General features: G+C 71.5%; 18 protein-coding genes. 10 read left to right on the top strand and 8 right to left on the bottom strand.

What is annotated here, in order from left to right; translation table 11 throughout:
• Positions 1-89: 89 nt before the first annotated feature.
• From NQZ70_RS31335 to NQZ70_RS31300, 8 genes are all read left to right on the top strand, one after another.
• Entirely contained in the window at positions 90-1,304 is a 1,215-nt protein-coding gene (locus NQZ70_RS31335; RefSeq protein WP_129577501.1) for a cytochrome P450, read from the top strand.
• A 39-nt stretch (positions 1,305-1,343) separates the two neighbouring features.
• The gene (locus NQZ70_RS31330) at positions 1,344-1,562 is read left to right on the top strand and encodes a ferredoxin (protein ID WP_129577500.1); all 219 of its coding nucleotides are present in this window, start codon (positions 1,344-1,346) and stop codon (positions 1,560-1,562) included.
• Between the two features lie 60 nt (positions 1,563-1,622).
• Positions 1,623-2,219, top strand: coding sequence for a TetR/AcrR family transcriptional regulator (locus tag NQZ70_RS31325; protein ID WP_129577499.1), 597 nt, complete (start codon positions 1,623-1,625; stop codon positions 2,217-2,219).
• An 18-nt stretch (positions 2,220-2,237) separates the two neighbouring features.
• On the top strand, positions 2,238-3,209 hold the full coding sequence (locus NQZ70_RS31320; protein WP_129577498.1) for an alpha/beta hydrolase: 972 nt from the start codon (positions 2,238-2,240) through the stop codon (positions 3,207-3,209).
• Between the two features lie 145 nt (positions 3,210-3,354).
• On the top strand, positions 3,355-4,614 hold the full coding sequence (locus tag NQZ70_RS31315; protein ID WP_129577497.1) for a DUF2169 domain-containing protein: 1,260 nt from the start codon (positions 3,355-3,357) through the stop codon (positions 4,612-4,614).
• 20 nt (positions 4,615-4,634) lie between these two features.
• Entirely contained in the window at positions 4,635-4,988 is a 354-nt protein-coding gene (locus NQZ70_RS31310; protein ID WP_165374265.1) for a DUF4150 domain-containing protein, read from the top strand.
• Positions 4,989-4,992: 4 nt separating this feature from the next.
• A complete protein-coding gene (locus tag NQZ70_RS31305; protein ID WP_129577495.1) occupies positions 4,993-5,847 on the top strand; it encodes a hypothetical protein in 855 nt (284 codons plus the stop codon).
• On the top strand, positions 5,844-6,869 hold the full coding sequence (locus NQZ70_RS31300) for a hypothetical protein (RefSeq protein WP_129577494.1): 1,026 nt from the start codon (positions 5,844-5,846) through the stop codon (positions 6,867-6,869). The genes NQZ70_RS31305 and NQZ70_RS31300 overlap by 4 nt, the downstream gene beginning before the upstream one ends.
• A gap of 138 nt (positions 6,870-7,007) precedes the next feature.
• Here the strand turns inward: NQZ70_RS31300 and NQZ70_RS31295 are convergent, their stop codons facing one another.
• From NQZ70_RS31295 to NQZ70_RS31280, 4 genes are all read right to left on the bottom strand, one after another.
• Positions 7,008-8,771 carry a hypothetical protein gene (locus tag NQZ70_RS31295; protein WP_129577493.1) on the bottom strand — a complete coding sequence of 588 codons (1,764 nt, stop codon included), beginning with the start codon at positions 8,769-8,771 and terminating at the stop codon, positions 7,008-7,010.
• 42 nt (positions 8,772-8,813) lie between these two features.
• Positions 8,814-9,596, bottom strand: a complete 783-nt coding sequence (locus NQZ70_RS31290; RefSeq protein ID WP_129577492.1) for a hypothetical protein — start codon at positions 9,594-9,596, stop codon at positions 8,814-8,816.
• A gap of 303 nt (positions 9,597-9,899) precedes the next feature.
• Entirely contained in the window at positions 9,900-10,673 is a 774-nt protein-coding gene (locus tag NQZ70_RS31285) for a glutathione S-transferase family protein (RefSeq protein ID WP_129577491.1), read from the bottom strand.
• A gap of 65 nt (positions 10,674-10,738) precedes the next feature.
• Positions 10,739-11,323 carry a malonic semialdehyde reductase gene (locus tag NQZ70_RS31280; protein ID WP_129577490.1) on the bottom strand — a complete coding sequence of 195 codons (585 nt, stop codon included), beginning with the start codon at positions 11,321-11,323 and terminating at the stop codon, positions 10,739-10,741.
• Positions 11,324-11,498: 175 nt separating this feature from the next.
• Here NQZ70_RS31280 and NQZ70_RS31275 point away from each other — a divergent pair, with 175 nt between their 5' ends.
• A complete protein-coding gene (locus NQZ70_RS31275) occupies positions 11,499-12,485 on the top strand; it encodes a LysR family transcriptional regulator (RefSeq protein WP_129577489.1) in 987 nt (328 codons plus the stop codon).
• A gap of 88 nt (positions 12,486-12,573) precedes the next feature.
• On the opposite strand, the gene NQZ70_RS31270 is transcribed toward NQZ70_RS31275, so the two are convergent.
• Together NQZ70_RS31270 and NQZ70_RS31265 are read right to left on the bottom strand one after the other, a co-directional pair.
• Positions 12,574-14,172: an aldehyde dehydrogenase family protein gene (locus NQZ70_RS31270; RefSeq protein ID WP_129577488.1), complete on the bottom strand. Its 1,599-nt coding sequence runs from the start codon at positions 14,170-14,172 to the stop codon at positions 12,574-12,576.
• A gap of 3 nt (positions 14,173-14,175) precedes the next feature.
• A complete protein-coding gene (locus NQZ70_RS31265) occupies positions 14,176-14,934 on the bottom strand; it encodes a hypothetical protein (RefSeq protein WP_129577487.1) in 759 nt (252 codons plus the stop codon).
• Positions 14,935-15,376: 442 nt separating this feature from the next.
• On the opposite strand from NQZ70_RS31265, the gene asnB reads away from it, so the two are divergent.
• On the top strand, positions 15,377-17,227 hold the full coding sequence (asnB, locus tag NQZ70_RS31260) for an asparagine synthase (glutamine-hydrolyzing) (protein ID WP_129577486.1): 1,851 nt from the start codon (positions 15,377-15,379) through the stop codon (positions 17,225-17,227).
• A 97-nt stretch (positions 17,228-17,324) separates the two neighbouring features.
• On the opposite strand, the gene NQZ70_RS31255 is transcribed toward asnB, so the two are convergent.
• Entirely contained in the window at positions 17,325-17,744 is a 420-nt protein-coding gene (locus NQZ70_RS31255) for a VOC family protein (RefSeq protein ID WP_129577485.1), read from the bottom strand.
• 343 nt (positions 17,745-18,087) lie between these two features.
• A complete protein-coding gene (locus NQZ70_RS31250) occupies positions 18,088-18,642 on the bottom strand; it encodes a hypothetical protein (protein ID WP_129577484.1) in 555 nt (184 codons plus the stop codon).
• Positions 18,643-18,749 lie beyond the last annotated feature (107 nt).

Raw genomic sequence — 18,749 nt, 5'->3', positions numbered from 1 at the left:
CCGCCTGCGCCGTTTCCTGAAGGCAAAAGAGTGTTTAAGTCATTTGACTTCATAAGTCGCCCGCCTTAGACCCGTGGCGGGAGGTCTCGATGAGCACTGACAGCAGCGATCAGGTCCTGGAGTATCCGTTCCGCGCCCCGAACGCCGTGGAGCCGCCCGAGGAGTGGGCGAAGCTCCGGAAGGGGTGTCCGGTCGCCCATGTCCGGCTGCCGAGCGGGGACAAGGCGGTGCTGGTCACGCGGTATGACGACGTGCGCCACGTGCTCTCGGATCCGCGGTTCACCCGCAACCTGAGCCAGGAGGGCGCGGCGAGGATCACGGCCAACGAGGGGGGCAGCGCCTTCGAGAGCGAGGCCGCGGCCGAGATCTCGACCGGCGAGCAGCACGAGAAATGGCGGCGCTTCATCAGCCGTTGGTTCACCGTCAAGCGAATCTCCGCGATGCAGCAGAGCATCGAGGCGATGGCGAATCAGCTCATCGACGAGATGGTCGCCAAAGGCGCGCCCGCCGACCTCGTGAGCGAGCTCGCCTTCCCCTTGCCCGTCTGGGTGATCGCCGAGATCCTCGGCATCTCCGTGGATGAGCGCGACAAGCTCGCCACCTGGTCGAACGCCATGCTCACCCTGACGCAGTTCACGCAGGAGGAGGTCGACAGGGCACAGGCGGAGTTCACCGAGTACCTGATGGGCCATATCGCGAAGAAGCGCGCGCAGCCCGGGGACGACCTGCTCAGCGATCTGATCCGGGCCGCCGACCAGGGAGAGCAGATCAGCGAAAAGGTCCTCCTGCTCACGGCGCAAGGCGTCCTGGTGGCCGGGCACGAGACCACCTCGAACATGATCGCCAAGATGGTCGCCATGCTGCTCTCGGACAGGAAGCGCTGGGAGCGGCTCCTGGCCGAGCCCTCCCTCGTCCGCACCGCGGTGGAAGAGGCGCTCCGCTTCGACGCCAACGCGGGCTTTGGGCTGCCGCGCTTCATCACCGAGGACATCGAGCTGTCGGGCACGAAGGTGCCGAGCGGCACGACGATCATCTGCAACATGGCCGCGGCGAACCGGGACGAGAAGGCCTTCGAGCGGGCCGACGAGATGGTGCTGAACCGCGCGCCGAACCCGCACATCGCGTTCGGCGCCGGCGGCCATTCGTGCGTGGGCCAGGCGCTCGCGCGGACCGAGCTGCAAACCGTGCTGAGCGTGCTCCTGCGCCGCTTGCCCTCGCTCGATCTCGCGGCCCTGCCCCAAGATCTGCCGCGCCGCGAGGGCCTGCTCGTCGGCGGGATCGAGAGGCTCCTGGTTCGCTGGTGACGATGGCCCAGGCGACGTGAGACGGGAGCGGAGGGACACATGGAAACCGGTTCGAAGCTCAGGGTGATCGCGGACGTCGAAAAGTGCTGCGGCGCGGGCCAATGCGTGATGGTCGCGCCCAGGGTCTTCGATCAGCGGGAGGACGGGATCGTGATCGTGCGCGACGCCGAGCCGCCGGAGGCGGAGCACGCGGCGGTCCGGGAAGCGGTCGCCGTGTGCCCCGGCGCCGCGCTCCGGCTGAGCGAGAGCGCAGGATGACGACGCTGGACGAAGCGAACGGTCGTGCTATCGTCCCCGCGTGGCCACTATCGTCCCCGCGTGGCCAAAGGAGAGGACACCCGCAGGGCGATCCTGGCGGAGGCGCTGTCGCTCGCCAGCGAGGTGGGCCTCGACGGCCTGAGCATCGGGCTGCTCGCCGAGCGGGTGGGCATGTCGAAGAGCGGCCTGTTCGCGCACTTCGGCTCCAAGGAGGAGATGCAGGTCGCCGTGCTCGACGAGGCGACGAGCCGCTTCGTGGACGTGGTCGTGAGCCCCGCCCTCCGCGAGCCGCGCGGGCTCCCGCGCGTCCGGGCGCTCTTCGAGCGCTGGCTGCGCTGGACCGAGCAGCCGTTCATGCCCGGCGGCTGCGTGTTTCTGCACGCGAGCGTCGAGCTCGACGACAAATCCGGGCCGGCCCGCGACAAGCTCGTCGCCTCCCAGAAGGACTGGCTCGAGACCCTCGCGCACGCAGCGCGCATCGCCGTCGAGGAGGGGCACTTCCGGAAGGACCTCGACGTGCGCCAGCTCGCGTTCGAGGTGTTCTCGATCGCGTACGGTTTTCACATCCTGGACAGGCTGCTCCGCGACCCCAAAGCAGAGAAGCGCGCCCGCGCCGCGTTCGAGCGGCTGATCGGCGACGCGGCGGCGACGCGCTGACGAGACATCGGAGGTACCATGAGCAAGGCGAAACTCGGGGCCAAAAATAGTACGAACGTTCGATCGTTTGATCTGCGCCTCTTCGCGGTGCGCGCCGGCCTGCGCGCGGTAGGGGCCCTGTCCTCGGAGGCGGCGGCGCAGTGGGCCGAGCGGATCTACAGGACGCCCCGCCGCCACGCGCGGCCGGCGTGGGAGCGTGAAGCGCTCGCCGCGGCGGTGCCGTCGCGCGTGGCGAGCGGCGCGGGCCTTATCCCGGTATGGACGTTCAACCCGCCTCGGCCGCGGTCCGGCGATCCTGCGGTGCTGCTGGTGCACGGGTGGGAGGGGCGCGGGAGCCAGTTGTCGGCCTTCGTCCCGCGGCTGCTCGCGGCGGGGCTCCGGGTCGTGGCGTTCGACGCGCCCGGGCACGGCGACCACCCCGCGCCCGAGGCCACGGTGGTCGACCTCGCCGACGCGCTCGCGCACGTCGCGCGCGAGGCCGGCCCGGTCGAGGGGATCGTGGCGCACTCGCTCGGGGGCGTGGCGGCGGTCCTGGCGCAGCGGAGCGGCGTGCGCGCGGATCGCTATGCGTTCGTCGCGCCGCCGCTCGACCCGCACCGCTTCATCGGGGCGTTCGTGTCGTTCTTCGGGCTGGATCCGCGCGCCGAGCGCCGCCTGAAGGAGCGCATCGAGGCGCGGACGGGCATCGCGCTGCGCGAGCTCGACGGGCGCTTGCTCGCCCCCCGGATGCGCGGAGAGCTGCTCGTGGTGCACGATCGGCAGGACCAGGAGGTGCTGTTCGAGGACGGGCTCGCGCTGGCCGGCGCGTGGCCGGGAGCGCGCCTCCACGAGACGCAGGGGCTGGGCCACCGGCGCGTGCTCCGCGACAGCCACGTCATCCGGGAGGTGGCGAGCTTCATCGCGGGCGCCGAGGCGGCGGCGGACACAGGCCTGAGCATGGATTCGCTCGAGGGCGAGCTATTTCATCGAGAGCTGCGGTGGGTCGCCTGAGGGACCCCTGCATTGCGGCATTGCAATCGGAGCTGCGGCGGTTCGGCCGAGGCGCCGCGCGACGTGATACCGAGGATGTCGCGCGCGCCGCCCCCGAGCGGCCTTGCTCCGCGCCGAAGCGGTCGGGTATCCTGCCGCCGCCCCGATGGCGCTCGAGAACCGCACTCCGTTTCCTGCACTGGAGTACGACATCGTCGACGCTCGGGGCGACGAATCGCATGTCGTCGTCGCGCGGGGCAGCTACGCGCTGCGCGCCGCGCCGGACGCGGGCGGTAGCGACGGCGCGCGGATCACCCACGTCGCCGCCATTTGCGACGGTGAGCTCGCGCTCTCGGACGTCTATCACGGCGAGATCAACCGCAGCAGCGTCAAGGTCGAGAGCGATCTCGCGCAGAGCAAGCCGAGGTGCGACGTCATCGTGATCGGCGCTGCGCACGCGCCGGCCGGCGAGGCCGTGGCGCGCGTGGACGTGCGCGTCCGGATCCGGCGCCTGGCCGCGATCCCCAACCTCGCGGAGGCCGGCACGCTGCTGGATCACCGCCTGGCCGTCCACGGGGCGCGGGCGTTCGAGCGCACGGACGATGGATGGGCGCTGACGGATCCGGAGCCCTTCGTGGCCCTGCCGCTGCGCTACGAGCACGCCTTCGGCGGCCAGCTCAAGGTGTACGCCGAGGACGAGGCCGCGAAGCGGCTCGACGGCGCGCACCGGCTGAGCGAGGAGGCGCGCCGGGCGCACCCGGAGGCGGACGCGGCCCCGGTGGCGCACGCGACCTGCGCGCACAATCCGTTCGGCGTCGGCTTCCTCGAGGGCTGGTATGCCGACGCGGCCGAGGTGAAGCGCTGGCCGGCCCCGCGGATCGAGGCGCCCGGCGCCGGGATCACCGCGGAGATCTTCGCGCGGATGGTGGCGGGCGAGGTGCGCGCCGGCGAGGCGCCGGAGCTGTCGCCGCGCGGGGTCGGCGTCATCGCCAAGCCGTGGCAGCCGCGGCTGAAGCTGGCCGGCACCTTCGACGATCGCTGGCTCGCCGAGCGCTGGCCGTACATGCCGCCCGACTTCGACATGGCTTACTGGAACGGCGCGCACCCCGACATGCAGTGCGACTACCTGCTCGGCGGCGAGCTCGCGGAGCTGTGGAACCTGCTGCCGCCGAGCGCGCCGGGCGCGGCGCCCGAGGCCGCGGGCACGGCCTGCCGCTTCCACGTGCCGGAGGCCGCCGTGGTCGTCCGGCTCAGCGGCAAGGGCGACGCGGTGAGCTTCGCCGCCGTGCCCATCGACACGGTCATCGTCGACCTCGAGCAGATGCGCCTGTCGCTCGTATGGCGCGCGCGCATCCCGGCGTCGCCCGCGGTCGAGGGCGTGAGCCTCCTGGCGCTCGGGTACATGCAGCAGACGGGTGCGGCTTAATCGAGGCACGGAGAGAGGACATGCCCATCGGAGCTCGAAAGGACAGCAGCTTCTACGCGGTGACCGTCGCCCCGGACGTGTGCTTGACGCCGGTGGGCGGCGCGATGGTGCCGGTCCCGTACATGCTTTACGCCAGCTTCGACGGCAGCATGAAGTGCATCGAGCACGTGAACCTCAACGGCAAACCCACCTACGTCTACGATCACAGCCTGGCGCCGAGCGTCCAGGGCGACGAGCCCGGCACCGGCGGCGGCGTCAAATCGGGCGTGAACCAGGGCAAGGTGTGGGCGCACGAGGCGTCGAAGAACGTCCGCGCCGACGGCCGGCGCATCGTGCGCAGGGGCGATCGCTGCTGGATGAACGTGAAGGCCTGACGCGGTGGCCCTCCCTCCCAGCGCGCAGATCGACGCCTCGGTTCGAGGCGAGACGCCCGGCGACGGCAACCCGCCCGCCAACGCGCTCGGGCGCGTCTACACGACCCAGCGAGAGCTGACGCAGGTGGCGCTGCTCGACGAGGAGCTCGCCAGGCAGCTCGCGGCGGAGGCCACCAGGAAGGCGGCGGAGGAGGCCGCCAAGAAGGCGCCGGGCGCCTTGTCCACCCTCGGCCCGGCGGCCGGCGGAGCGACCGCCGGCGCGGGGGTGTGGGGCTTGCTCTACGGCGCCATCGGCCTCGTCGGCATCTCGCGGACCCATGCCCTCACCGAGGACGCGCTCACCGATCCGTCTCACCGGCCGATGCGCACACCCTTCCTCGGCCTGGACATGGGCCTCGACCTCCGCGCGGCCCCGAGGCTCGACAGCAACGTCCAGGTCCGGCGCCCCCCGTGCCTCGTGGGGCGGCACGGCGATCTCAAGAAGGTCTGCAAGCTGCTGCCGGGCGAGGGCTCCCAGTCGCACCACATCGTCCCCGACGAGTTCGTGCGATCGGGCACGCGCAACGGCGCCGCGTACCGGATCCTCTCCGAGGACGACGGCGCCGCCATCTGCATCCCCGGAAACGCCTTCGTCAAGGGCACGCTGCACAACGCCATCCACGCGGACCTGAACAGAATCCTGAGCAACAAGGTCGCCGCCGGCGAGTCGACCGACGGCACCCTCCCGCTCTCCGACGTGATCGGATCGTCGCTGCGCGTCACGATCGCGTACAAGCCGGAGTGTACTGCCCAGATCATCCGCGAGGTGCGCAGGGCATTCCAGGGGATCGACACCAGCCAGCGAGTGAAGATCAGATGACCCCGATCGGCGCGGATCCCCGAGCGACGCCGGATGACCCCGGCGACACCCCGATGACGATCACGGGCGCGCTCGCCCTGAGCGCCTCCAGCGTCCATCTCTCGGCGACCTTCGCCGCGCCGGGGGATTATACCCCGCATACGAGGCTCTTCCTGTACGACGAGGGCGGCGCCCCGCCGTGGACGGCGCACGACGTCGGCTTCTTCACGGTCGGGCTGGAGAAGCATGCCGCGCACGGCGAAGATCTCGCGCTGTGCGCGCTCTCCCTGGACGGCGAGGTCGAGCTCCGGTCCGCGCGGGGCGCGGTGATCGAGCAGATCCCGGAGGCCGGGCTCCGCCGGCCGACGTCCAAGGGATACGGTTTCCTCACGGCGCTGCGCCGCGTCGGCGACCGCCTGTTCGCCTGCGGGAGCGCGGGGCAGGTGTACCGGAGGCTCGGTCCCGGCCGCTGGGCGCACGCGGACGCGGGCCTCCTCCAGGCGCCCGGCGTGGACTTCCAGGACCTCGTGAGGCCCATCGACCTGCAGGGGACGGCGGAGGACGACATCTACCTGGCCGCCCAGCAGCTCGGCCCGCGCGGGCTCGAAGGGAGCCTCTATCACCTGGGCGGCCCGCGGTGGCGCCGCCTCGAGGTGCCGCCGGTCGGCGGGCTCAACGCGGTTCACGTCGAGAGCGCGCAGCGCATCTGGGTGTGCGGGCACGAGGGGGCGCTGCTCGTCGGCAATCGCCGCGACGGCTTCCGGAGCGTGTCGAGGGAGCGGAGCCCGCACCTCTTCCACGCCGTCGCCATGTACCAGGAGACCCTCTATCTCGGGTCGAACTTCGGTCTCTTCCGCTACGACCTCGAGCGCCGGCGCGCCCTGCGGGTGCGCACCGGCCTCGAGCAGGAGCTGCGCTACATTCACACGATCGAGCAGGCCGGCGGCGTCCTCTGGTGCGTCGGCCCCACGGACATCGCGCGCTTCGACGGCGAGACGTGGACCCGCGTCCATCCCCCGGAGGCGCCGAAGAGCGCGGGCTGACGCGCGCCTCACCGATCTCCTCCTTCGGGAGACGGCTCGCCGAGCGGGTTGGCGCGGCGGATCGCGAACGCCTCGTCGCCACGCACGTCATCGTGGCAGGGCTCCGGGGCCGTATCCTCTCGGGATCTCGGGCGCCGCTCAGCGCGCGTGCCGCTGCAACCTGAACAACCTGGAGAGCCGCGTCGCGCCTTCGCGGTCCAGCGTCGAGAACCGGGCCCGCGTGAGGTGCGAGGTCAGCTCGAGCAGCTCCGGCCTCGCGAGCACGGGATCGTCGAGGAAGGCCCACCCCTGGCGCAGCAGCGGCCAGAAGCCTGCCACCACGGCGCGCGCCGGCGGTGTGGCCCGATGCGTCCAGAAGAACCTCGCCTCCTTCTCCGTCCGAGGCTCGCGCGCGGGCACCGCGGGGATGTCCACGCGGAGCAGGCCGCCCCTGCCGACGCGCGCCTCGAGCTGCGCGAGGAGGGCGACGTCGTAGGGGATCGCCTGGTGATTCTCGTGATAGGCCCACGCCATTCGACGAATGTTGTCGAGGTCCCCGATGGCGTCGTAGAGATACGCGCTCACGGCCCCGAGGACGGGATCGACGTGCTTTTCCTGCCTGAGGTCGACGGCCTCGTCCAGAACGTCGCTGGACCGCAGCCCGCCGCGCTCCATGCGCCCGAGCGCCTCGACGGCCGCCTTGCTCGCGGATCGATCGCTCCAGACCGTGCGGTACACGAGGGCGGATGAGCCGCAGTCGTCGCACAGGATGGAGCCGATGAAGTCGGGGAGCGCCGTCGTGGCGACGCAGGTGCCGTTTGCGAGCTCGACGAGCACGGGCACCGGCTTGCTCAGCACGAAGCCGTTGCGCTCTCCGACGCGCCACCAGCGCGCCTCGTCGTGCTGCACCTCCGCGAACGTGTCGGGCGGGGTCCAGAGGGCCGCCACCTCGACCCGCTCGACCGCGAAGCCGGCGCGGGTCTCGAAATGGGTTGGAGCGTGCAGGCGATCCAGCCGCTCCTCCACCGACAATTTCGCCTCCACCGACAGATCCCTCGCCGACTCCAGGCTCTCGAGCATGAGCACCTGTTGCGGCACGCCCCGGAGCTCGTGGGCAGGAGGCCAGGGCGGGAACTCCGGGGGCGACAGCGTGGGCCCGATACCGAAGTAGTAATTGTCGCCCTCGGGGAACGCCGGCACCGCCGTTGGCACGACCTTCTTGCCGTAGCGCTTCGAGAGCACCGGCACCTCGGTCGCGAGGTATTTGCCCAGGCTGCTGCTCGTGATCTTGCCCGGGAGGATCTGGGAGAACGCGGACGGCTTCGTGCCCCAGAGCCCTTCCAGGAGCACGCCGGAGAAGAGACACCGATCCTCGTCCGGCGAAGCGCCCGGCACAGCGAACGTGGCGGTGCCGTCCTGCGCGGCGATGAACTTGTCGAGCGCGGGTGTCCCCTCAGGTTTCCTCGGACCGCGTCCGAGCACGGCATCGGCGGTGAGGTCGAGCGCGTCGACGTCCGGGGGCAGCGACCGGCACGCGTCCGCGAAGATGCCGATCTGCTGGATACCGTGCATGTAGAGGCGGCGGCGGAGGACCTCCACGGCCACCGCGCGCAGCTCGGAGTACCACGTCGAGAGGAGCCACAGCCCCTCCTCCGCCTCCCGGATCAGCCCGTGCCCCGCGAAATAGAGCAGCATCCGGTGGATCGGCCCCGAGCCGGGCGCGAGGACCGCTTCCAGCTCGGCCTTGAGTCGCGGAAACGTGACCGGCTCCTCGTCGTCGATCACCAGGCGCGACTCGTAGCCGCTCGCGACCGCCCACGCGTGGAACCCGCGCGCTCCGTTGTGCGCCCCTGCGAGGAACGGCAGCCGCTCCGCGTCGCCCACCCCGATCGCGAAGGCGACCATGCGCTGCTTCGGAGGCACCGGTGATCCTTCGCTCGCGGCGTCGCTGGGCATCGATGCGGCCTAGAGATCGAGATCGAGGATGCTGCTCAGGTAATCGTCCTGGTACGCCCGCACCTTCTTGCGGATCGTCGGCCCGAGGCCGATGAGCGACGGCCGGTTGATCGACACCTTGGCGCTGCTGGCCGAGAACGACGCCTTCTCGTCGCGGAGCTTGAAGAAGAGCACCTGGGTGATGCTCCTGTTCGCCTCGATCAAGCAGGCGAGCAGCGAGACGAACACGTCGTCGTTCGCGCCCGTCTCGACGAGGCCGACCTGAAAACGCGCGATGTTCGCGTGCTGTGACTCGCGGCTGAAGATGGTGAACCAGGAGCCACCTTCCTTCATCGCCGCCAGCGCGTCGATCGCCGACTTCACGATCGCCGCGGCGGCGGCGCTGGGCCCGAGCGCGACCGAGAGGACCTCGATGATCTTTTCGTGGACCTCGGCCCCCGTCCCCTGCGTCGTGTAGTCGGACCACGCGCCGGCCTGCATCACCCAGCCGACGTTCTGCAGCACCTCCGCGTACTTCGCGTACCAGTCGAGGGGCGCGGCCCGTGCGGACGCGTGCTTGTTGGCGACGAGCTGGGCGAGCAGCGCCGAGTCCGAGATGGCCTCCCGAACGCCCGCGTCCACGCCCTGCGCGAACGACAGGAGCGATGAGCCCACGACCTGAGCTTGGCGCTTCGCGGCATCGAAGACCTCGCCAGCTTCGGTGGCTGCCTCCTGCGCGACCAGGTTGCGAGGGACACCCGAGAGGTCCAGGGCCTGAACGTAATCGCGCGCTGCGGCCGGATCGAAGCTCATGGGGAGAAGGAAATCCAATCGACTCGAAGACGTCAAGCTCCAATCGCGAGACCTGCCCCGCGTCGACGGCACATTCTGCGATGCGATTCGCGCCCGTCTGGAAAGGCGATGCCATTTCAACAACTTATCTATCTATCGATGGCCATCGAGGACCATCGAGGGCCATCGATGGCCCTCGATGGCCATCGAGGAGGCCGCCTTCGCTCCACGGCCTGCGGGGCGAGCGGGGAGGGGCGGCGCAGGCCACGAGCGCGCTCGCCACGAAAGCGAGCAGGGCGACCCCTCGGAGGGGTCCCGATGCCATCAGAGCTCGATCGGCCAGCCCAGGTGGCGCTCGTACATCCGGCTCCGGTGCTCGACGAGCGCGCGCGGCACCGCGTCGCCGAGCTCCTCGCGCGCGGTCCCGAAGGCCTGGCGGAGCAAAGGCTGGAGGCGGGGACAGTCGCTCTCCGGGATCGGGCAGAGCGGCGTCAGGAAGGTGGCGGCGTAGACGTCGAGCGCGTTCGGGCGGTCGCCGTCGAGGTAGTCGCGGCCTCCGTCGAGCCGGGCGGCGAGGGCGGAGAGCGCGGTGACGATGCGGGCGCGCACGCGGTCGAGATCGAGCGCGGGGGAGTAGCCGTAGCGCGCCGCGAGGTAGCGCGCGGCGGGCGGCGGAAAGCCGCGCTTGCCCTCGCTCGTCATCGAGGCGTGGATCATGAGGAGGCGCGCGTTCCAGCCGAGGCCCTCCTCGCCCGCGATCTCGTGGAGCAGGCCGACGGTGCGCGCGCGGTGATCGAGGTCGTCGGGGAGCAGGGCGCCCGGCGGGCCGAGGCGGGCGGCGAGGGTCGTGATCGCGGCCCAGTTGGCGCGCGGGGGCTCGTCGTCGTGGAAGACGACGGGCACGTTGTCGGCGCGCATCCACGCCGCGAGCTCCGCGTCTTCCCGCGAGAACCGCACCACGCGCACCGGCACGCCCTGAAGCCGGAACAGCCCCTTCGCGGCCTCCGCCCAGGGGCTCGGCACCATCCCCGACGCGACCATGCGGACGCCGCGGGCCGCCTTCGCGGTCGCGACGTCGACGAACTCGATAGGATTCATGCGCACGATGCTGCCCCCGAGCGGCCTCGCCTTGCAAGCCGCGCCGGCCGATTCCACGCCGAACGCTACGCGATGCGGCAGGCCTCCTCGAAATCGAGGCGGGGGTTGCGCGGGTAGAGCTTCTCCGGATCGCCGTGGCCCAGGTTGATGAGGAGGATCGATCTCCACGGCACGTCGGTGAGGAACGCGGCGTCGACCTTCTCCCGGTCGAAGCCGGCCATCGGCCCGCAATCGAGCCCGAGCGCGCGGGCCGCGAGGAGCAGGTAGCCGGCCTGGAGCGAGGCGTTCTGCAGGAGAAAGAAGTCGCGCTGCTCCGGCGGCATCCCGGCGAGGGTCTCGCCCATCGTCGGGCGCGCCGGGAAGAGCTTCGGCATCTTCTCGTGAAAGCGCGTGTCGTAGGCGATGATCGCGGTGACGGGCGCGCTCATGGTCTTCTCGACGTTGCCCGGCGCGAGGCAAGGGCGCAGGCGCTCCTTGGCCTCGGGGCTCTTCACGAAGACGATCCGCGCCGGCACGGTGTTGGCCGCGGTCGGCCCGAGGCGCAGGGCCTCGTAGAGGCGGCGCAGGGTCGCGTCGTCGATGGGCTCGGCGAGCCAGCCGTTGTGGGTGCGGGCTTCGAGGAGGATCTGCTGGAGGAGTCGGTCGCTCATGAGGCTTGCTCCGTGGTACGTGGTCGAGGTGGGGCGAGTCGTTCCGTGAGATCCCGCGTCGGGTCGCGAGCGCGGGCTCGCCGTGCCTCGTCGTTCATGAGCGAGCATTCTGGGGCGTGGACGCGCCTGTATCAATGCCTCAACAGTTGGAAGCACCTGCCAGGATTTGATCCAAATGGACGAACCCCTCGAGACCTCCGAGCTCCTCGCCTTCTCGAAGACCGTAGAGGCCCGATCCCTGTCCCGAGCCGCCGCCGAGCTCGGCGTCCCTCGCGCCACCATCAGCCGCCGCCTCGCGCGGCTGGAGGAGCGGCTCGGGGTGCGCTTGCTCCGCCGGACGACGCGCAGCCTCGCCCTCACCGACGCGGGCGAGGCGCTCTACGGCCACGCCCGCATCGTGCTCGACGCCGTCCACCACGCCGAGGCGAGCGTGCGCAAGGCCGACGACGCCGTGCGCGGCGAGCTGCGCGTCTCGGTGCCGCCGACGATGGGCGCGAGCTTCAGCGCGATGCTCTGCGATTTTGCGCGGCGTTACCCCGAGGTCCGCCTCCACGTCCACAGCACGACGCAGCACGTCGATCTCCGGCGCGGCGGCTACGACGTCGCGCTCCGCGCGAGCTCCGCGCTCGAGCCCGGCCTCGTCGCCCGGACGCTGATGCGCCACCCGCTCCTCGCGGTCGCCTCGCCCGCGTACCTCGAGGCCCGCGGCGCGCCGCGCACGCGCCGCGATCTGCGGGGCCACCGCTGCCTCATGGGCTTCGCCCGGGGGGAGCTGCCGCAGACGCACTGGCCGTCCTCCGGCGGCAAGTTCCAGGTCGAGGGGGCGCTCTTCACGAACGACATGGACCTGCTCTGCGACGCCGCGCTAAGGGGCCTCGGTATCGCGCTCTTGCCGGAGCCGGTCGCGCGCGCGCACCTCGAGAGCGGCGCGCTCGTGCACGTGCTGCCAGGCGCGATCCAGGGGGAATCGCGCTTCGCGGTGATCTACACGGAGCGGGAGTTCATTCCGCCGCAGCTCCGCGCCTTCATCGACGCGGTGGTGGCGTGGGGAGGGGGGGAGCTCCTCCCGCGGGCGGGCCCGCCGAAGCCGAAGCGGGCGGCGAAGAGCGGCCCGCGCCCGCGCTCGAGATCGCCCGGCGGCGCCCGGCGCGCTCCCGGATAGCCTGGCAGGGCCCCATGCGAGCGTGTCCCGCGTGCGCGTCGAGAAGCCAGCGGCGATATCCATCTTCTCGACGAGGACCGGCCCCGCCTCATCCTCGCCCCCACGCATGCCGGGCGCGCGACGCCGCGCGCGCCCCGATCCACCGCCGAGCGGCGCCGCGCACCATCCGGCCCACCGACGAGAGCCGATCGAGCCCCGAGCTTGCCCCTCGTGAGCGCACCATTCCCCGCGCCAGCTCCACGAACGCGCGGTCATACGGGAACCACCAGAGCTCGCGAGACGCGGTGCTCTCGTCGACCGCGACGAGCCGCGGCCTCGTCATCGCCCGCAGGGCCTCGGGGCCGTTCTGAACGCCGTAGCCCGAGCGCCCGCGCCCCGTCCACACGGCCTGCGGCGCCGCGCCGGTGAACATGTGGTTGTTGACCGTGGCGACCCCGACCCGCAGCTCCCGGGCGAGCGCCTCGCCCCGCGCGACGTCTCGCGTCCACACGCTCCCCGTGAGGCCATAGACGCTCTCGTTGGCCGCGCGGACCGCCGCGACCGCGTCCGGAACGGCGATGACGGGGAGCACGGGACCGAAGGTCTCCTCGCGCAGCAGGTCGAGCGACGGGTCGACGCCCGTGAGCACCGTCGGAAGATAGAAGTTACCCCGGCGCGCCCCGCCGCAGCGCACCCGCGCGCCGGCCGCGACCGCCGCGCGCACGTGCGCCTCGACGCGCGCCATCTGCGCTTCCGTGACCATGGGGCCGATCTCCACCGTGCCCGGCGCGCCGCCGTCGTCGCCGGCGCGCAGCCGCTCCGCGACGGCGACGAGGCGCTCGACGAACGCCTCGAACACCTCCGCCTCCACAACCACGCGCTCGATCCCCGCGCAGCTCTGGCCGGCGTTGACGAAGCCCGCCCACGCGACGCCGTGCGCGGCCCGCTCGAGATCCGCGTCGCGCAGCACGATGGCCGCGTCCTTCCCGCCGAGCTCGATCTGCGCCGGGATGAGGCGATCCGCGGCCGCGCGCGCCACCGCCCGCCCCCCCGCGACGCCGCCGATGAAGACGACGTGATCGACCTCGGCGACGAGCGCCGCGCCCGCCTCGGCGCCCCCCTGCACCAGGCCGAGCAGCGCCTCGGGCAGCGCCTCGCGAAGCGCGCCGGCGAGCGCGGCGCCGGTCCGGGCGGCGTGCTCGGACGGCTTCAGCACCACCGCGTTGCCCGCGAGGAGCGCCGGGACGAGGTTGTGCACCGCGACGGACACCGGATAGTTCCAGGGCGTGATGAGGCCGACCACCCCGTGCGGCAGGCGCTCGACGCGCGCCCTCTTGCGCGGAAACATGACCGGGTTGAAGGCGACCGCCTCGGCCCCGAGGAACGCCTCGCCGCGCGTCGTGTAATACCGAAACACCTCGGGCGTCGAGCCGAGATCGACCCCGTACGCGTCCGCCATGGGCTTGCCCAGCTCCCGGTGGAGCGCCTGCGCGATCTCGTCGGCGCTCCCTAGCAGGCGCCGCCCGGCCTCGGCGAGGACGCGCGCCCGCTCCGCGACGGGCCGCCGTGCCCAGGCGGCCTGCGCCCGCCGGGCGGCGTGGGCCACCCCGGCGATGTCCTCGGCGGCCGTCACCCGCACGGACGACAGCGGCGCGCCGTCGAGCGGCGAGGTGCCATGGATCCATCCCTCCTCGACGATCGACCCCATGGACTAGGCAGCTCGCTGGCCGAGCAGGGCGGGCGCGATGCGGCGGCATCCAGGCATCCCTGACCCTTGAATGTGCGCGGCGAGCCTCCGGCGGAAGGCGCCGCGAGGAAGGGGCCTGTGGCGATCGAGCGCCCGGAGCAGCGGTACCACCGTCGCGAGCACGCCAGCCGTGTGCCACCAGTAGCGCGAGATCGCGCGCAGGTACGCTGGCAGGCTGGCTCCGGACAAGAAGCATTCCAGGTAGGCGCGGTCATAGGCCGTGTGCGCGCGCTCGTCGATGGCGAGGCGCCGGAACACCGGCCCGAGCGGAGGATACGAGAGGCGCGGCGCGGCGATCTCGTAAAACGCGCTCATCACCACCTCGAACGCGAGGCAGTCGACCGCGAACTCGAGCACGTCGTGCGGGACGGCGACCCTGCGGAGCATCGATTTCATGAGCCACCCCGGGAGGCGCGCGCGCTCGACGACGTCGGGGTAGGCGCGGGTGAAATCGAGGAGCGCCTCGCACCAGAGATTCGCGTGCGCCTGCTCGTCCCGGAGGTGCTTCAGGCCGTGCGCAAAGAACGAATCGAGATAGCGGAGGTCGCCGCGCTCCCGCGCCAGATCGAGCGCCGGGAGGACGGGCAGGACCCCGAGCGCCGCCGACTCCACGACGGCGAACCAGGTGATCAGAAGGCACGTGGCGTTCGCCTCGGCATCGCTCTCGAACCCGAAGGACACCGGCGCATCGAACGGGGCGTTCTCGTCATCAGGTTCCATCATCGATGGCCGCTCTCCCGGCGGCGTGCGGCGGCGTGCGTTGAGCGCACGTGTCCTCGGTCGCCGTGACGGGCTGCAGCAACCGTGCCGGTCGTGATGTGGCGTGGGGCGCCGGAGCGCGCCCCCGCTCGACCCAGGCGGAGCCGCGCTCGCGGCCGGCGCGCCGTGCGGACGGGCCGCTTGAGCGTGCTTGGGAGTTGGTCGCAACACCGTAGGCGTGAGCTCTCCTGCCACGCCGCGCTCCTGCCATTCGCCTTTGTATCCCAGATCTCCGCGCCCTCCCGCGCGACCAGCGAATGCCGCGCTGGCCAGGCTGGTTGCACGATGCGCCCGCGCTGTCTACGCTCGCCACCCAACGACGAGCGACCTGCGAGAGTCGCGGCGAGGCCAGAGAGCCCGCCGTCGGCAGCGCGGCGGCGCTGTGCTGTAAGGAGGCGATGGTCCCATGTGCGGCATTGCTGGATGGGTGGATTACGCCCGCGATCTGACGCGGGAACGCGACGTCCTGCAAAAGATGACGAGGACGATGAAGAACCGCGGACCGGACGACGAGGGGCTGTGGCTCACGCCGCGCGCCGGCCTCGGGCACCGCCGCCTCGCCATCATCGATCTCGACGGCGGGCGCCAGCCGATGATCGCCGAGGAAGACGGCGCGCCTGCCGCCGTCCTCGTCTATACCGGCGAGGTCTACAACTTCCGCGAGCTGCGCGGCGAGCTCGAGGCCCGCGGACACCGATTCAGGACGAACAGCGACACCGAGGTCGTCCTCCGCGCCTACCTCGAGTGGGGCGCGAGCTTCCCCGAGCGCCTCAACGGCATGTACGCCTTCGCCCTCTGGGACGCCCGCGAAGAAGAGCTCCTGCTCGTCAGGGACCGCATGGGCATCAAGCCGCTGTTCTACCAGTCGACCGGCTCGGGCGTGCTCTTCGGCTCGGAGCCCAAGGCCATCCTGGCGAACCCGCTCGCCCCGCCGGTCGTGGACGAGACCGGCTTGCGCGAGCTCTTCGCCTTCGTCAAGACGCCGGGGCTCGCCGTCTTCCGCGACATGCGCGAGGTCCGCCCCGGCCACGTCGTGCGCGTCCGGAGGGAGGGGGTCACCGAGCGTCGCTACTGGGCGCTCGAGTCCCGGCCGCACACCGACGATCTCCCGACGACGATCCGCACCGTCCGCGAGCTGCTCGAGGACATCGTCGCTCGCCAGCTCATCTCCGATGTGCCGCTGTGCACGCTGCTGTCCGGAGGGCTGGACTCCAGCGCCGTCACCTCGCTCGCCCAGAAGACCCTGCGCGAGGCGGGCGCGGGGCCGGTGCGCTCCTTCTCCGTCGATTTCGTGGGCCAGGCCGAGCACTTCAAGGCGGACGAGCTGCGGAGCACGCCGGACGCGCCCTACGTCGCGGAGGTCCAGCGGCACGTCGGGTCGGAACACGCGGACATCGTGCTCTCCGCGGCCGAGCTCGCCGATCCCGCCGTCCGCGCGATCGTGCTCCGGGCCCGGGATATCCCGGTCGGCTTCGGGGACATGGATGCCTCGCTGTACCTGCTCTTCCGCGCCATCCGGGAGCGCTCCACGGTGGCCCTGTCCGGCGAGTCGGCCGACGAGGTCTTCGGCGGGTATCTCTGGTTCCACGACCCGGAGGCGGTGGCGGCCGAGACGTTCCCGTGGAGCTCCATGCGCACGCGGATGAGGAGCTCGAGCTCCGTCGTGACGCTGCTCGCCCCGGACCTCCTCGGGCGGCTCGACGTCCAGGGCTACATCGCCGGGCGCTACGCGGAGGCCCTCGCCGAGGTCCCGCGCCTGCCGGGCGAGGACGGGAAGGAGCGGCGCATGCGCGAGATCTGCTACGTGCACCTGACGCGCTTCTTGCAGCTCTTGCTCGATCGGAAGGATCGCATGAGCATGGCGACCGGGCTCGAGGTCCGGGTCCCGTTCTGCGACCACCGGCTCGTGGAGTACGTGTTCAACACGCCCTGGTCGATGAAGACCTTCGACGGGCACGAGAAGAGCCTGCTGCGCGCCGCGGCCGACGATCTCCTGCCGCGCTCGGTGCTGGAGCGGCGCAAGAGCCCGTATCCGGCGACGCAGGATCCCGCGTACGCGCAGGCGCTCCGCGGCCAGCTCGGGCGGCTCCTCGCCCAGCGGGACGCTCCGGTGCTGCCGCTGCTCGACGCGGCGCGCGCCCGCGCCGCGTCGAGCAGCGCCGGAGGGCCTTCGGACGAGGTCTCCCGGTCGAGCATGGAGCAGGTCCTCCTGCTCAACGACTGGCTCGCTCGCTACGAGGTGAAGCTCGCGCTCTGAGCGCGCTTTGCCGACGGCGGCCTCCCGCCGCACCACCCGTCGCGAGCGCGATGCCGCTCCGACGGGTGCCGCGCACCACGAGCCTTGCGGCGAGGTGCTACTGCGGCGGGACGGCGCTCGGGTCCATGTGCATCACCTCCCAGTGGTGGCCGTCGAGATCGTAGAAGCGCCGGAAGTACATGAAGCCCATATCGGACGGGTCGCCCGCCTCCGTCCCGCCGGACGCGATCGCGGTGTTCACCAGCTCGTCGACCTCGGCCCGGCTGTTGGCCGACAGCGCGAAGATCCCCTCGGTCGACGTGGCGGTGTCACAGATCTGCTTCTTGGTGAAGTCCTTGAAGCGCTCCTCGACGAGGAGCATCACGAACGCCTGCTCGCTGACGATCATGCAGGTCGCCTTGTCGTCGGTGAACTGCGGGTTGAACGAGAAGCCGAGCTTGGTGAAGAACTCGACCGACCGCTTCAGGTCACGGATGGGCAGGTTGACGAAGAGCATACGGGAACGGTTCGTTGACATGGTCGCCTCCACGGTGGGGTGGGTTCGAAGCTACTGACGCCCGCCCGGGGTCGGATTCATCGGTCGGGCGAAAAAGAATCGACCCGCCCCGTCTCTACCAGGTCCGCCTGCCCTGGAAAAGCGCGGGAGCGCCGAGCCCGCCGCCGCCGCGCCCGCTGGCGCTCGGGGAACAGCGCGGACAGCTCGAGCCAGGGGCCGCCGTAGCCACGCGCTGTGCGAAGGCTCGGATGGCGGCGACTCGGGCGGCTCCACGACGATGGCGGCGCGGCCGCGGGCGCCGGGCGGCGCGGCGCGCTGCGCCGCCCGGCGGCGCCGACGACGGCGCCCGGCGGACGCGCGCGCCTCAGCACGCCGTGCCGCACACCACGCGTCCGTCGGGACACGTCTCACCGGGAGTGCCGGCTGCGCCGCAGCTCACCGTGCACTCCGCCGTCGCGGCGCACCTCACGGCGCAATCCGCGTAGCACTTGAGATCGCAGCGGCTCTCGCTCTCGCAAAAGATGTTGGAGCCCGAGCCCATGTCGAACGTGCACACGGCCTGATCCCGGCAGATCGCCGTGGCGCGAACGCCGCCCTTCAGATCGCAGCTCGATTGCTGCGTGCACGTGAGCACGCTGCCGTCGCCGCCGTCGCCTTTGCACTCGCTCGTGTCGACGCACTGGAGCACGAGCGCTTCCTCGCTGCTGCCGTTGCACTTCGAGCCCATCGAGCAATCGAGCGCGCACGCCTCCGAGCCGCAGTCGGTCTTGCAATCGGCGCCTGCCACGCACTCACAGTCGAACCCGCTGCACGTACATCCCGCGCCTGTACAGATCGCGCTCTCCGCCTCGCCGCCGTCGCTCCCGCATCCAGCGGCCGTGAGCATCGCGAGCGCCATCAGCCACATCCGAGCCTTCATGGTTGTCTCCTTTGAACGTGGACAGGTATCTACACCAGGCGTGGACGGCGCCGCGAGCCTCAAGACGCCCCGCGCAGCCGCGGGGGCGAGGCCCGCCGACGAGGCTC

This window comes from Sorangium sp. So ce836, assembly GCF_028553905.1.
GTDB classification, from domain to species: Bacteria; Myxococcota_A; Polyangia; order Polyangiales; family Polyangiaceae; genus Sorangium; species Sorangium cellulosum_D.
The sequence above is the reverse complement of the archived record's forward strand: the minus strand, read 5'-3'. Positions and strand labels throughout refer to the sequence as shown.

Coding starts and splice junctions, on each gene's coding strand:
- NQZ70_RS31335 (WP_129577501.1), top strand. CDS start 90: ATGAGCACTGACAGCAGCGATCAGGTCCTGGAGTATCCGTTCCGCGCC.
- NQZ70_RS31330 (WP_129577500.1), top strand. CDS start 1,344: ATGGAAACCGGTTCGAAGCTCAGGGTGATCGCGGACGTCGAAAAGTGC.
- NQZ70_RS31320 (WP_129577498.1), top strand. CDS start 2,238: ATGAGCAAGGCGAAACTCGGGGCCAAAAATAGTACGAACGTTCGATCG.
- NQZ70_RS31315 (WP_129577497.1), top strand. CDS start 3,355: ATGGCGCTCGAGAACCGCACTCCGTTTCCTGCACTGGAGTACGACATC.
- NQZ70_RS31310 (WP_165374265.1), top strand. CDS start 4,635: ATGCCCATCGGAGCTCGAAAGGACAGCAGCTTCTACGCGGTGACCGTC.
- NQZ70_RS31300 (WP_129577494.1), top strand. CDS start 5,844: ATGACCCCGATCGGCGCGGATCCCCGAGCGACGCCGGATGACCCCGGC.
- NQZ70_RS31290 (WP_129577492.1), bottom strand. CDS start 9,596: ATGAGCTTCGATCCGGCCGCAGCGCGCGATTACGTTCAGGCCCTGGAC.
- NQZ70_RS31285 (WP_129577491.1), bottom strand. CDS start 10,673: ATGAATCCTATCGAGTTCGTCGACGTCGCGACCGCGAAGGCGGCCCGC.
- NQZ70_RS31280 (WP_129577490.1), bottom strand. CDS start 11,323: ATGAGCGACCGACTCCTCCAGCAGATCCTCCTCGAAGCCCGCACCCAC.
- NQZ70_RS31275 (WP_129577489.1), top strand. CDS start 11,499: ATGGACGAACCCCTCGAGACCTCCGAGCTCCTCGCCTTCTCGAAGACC.
- NQZ70_RS31270 (WP_129577488.1), bottom strand. CDS start 14,172: ATGGGGTCGATCGTCGAGGAGGGATGGATCCATGGCACCTCGCCGCTC.
- NQZ70_RS31265 (WP_129577487.1), bottom strand. CDS start 14,934: ATGATGGAACCTGATGACGAGAACGCCCCGTTCGATGCGCCGGTGTCC.
- asnB (WP_129577486.1), top strand. CDS start 15,377: ATGTGCGGCATTGCTGGATGGGTGGATTACGCCCGCGATCTGACGCGG.
- NQZ70_RS31255 (WP_129577485.1), bottom strand. CDS start 17,744: ATGTCAACGAACCGTTCCCGTATGCTCTTCGTCAACCTGCCCATCCGT.
- NQZ70_RS31250 (WP_129577484.1), bottom strand. CDS start 18,642: ATGAAGGCTCGGATGTGGCTGATGGCGCTCGCGATGCTCACGGCCGCT.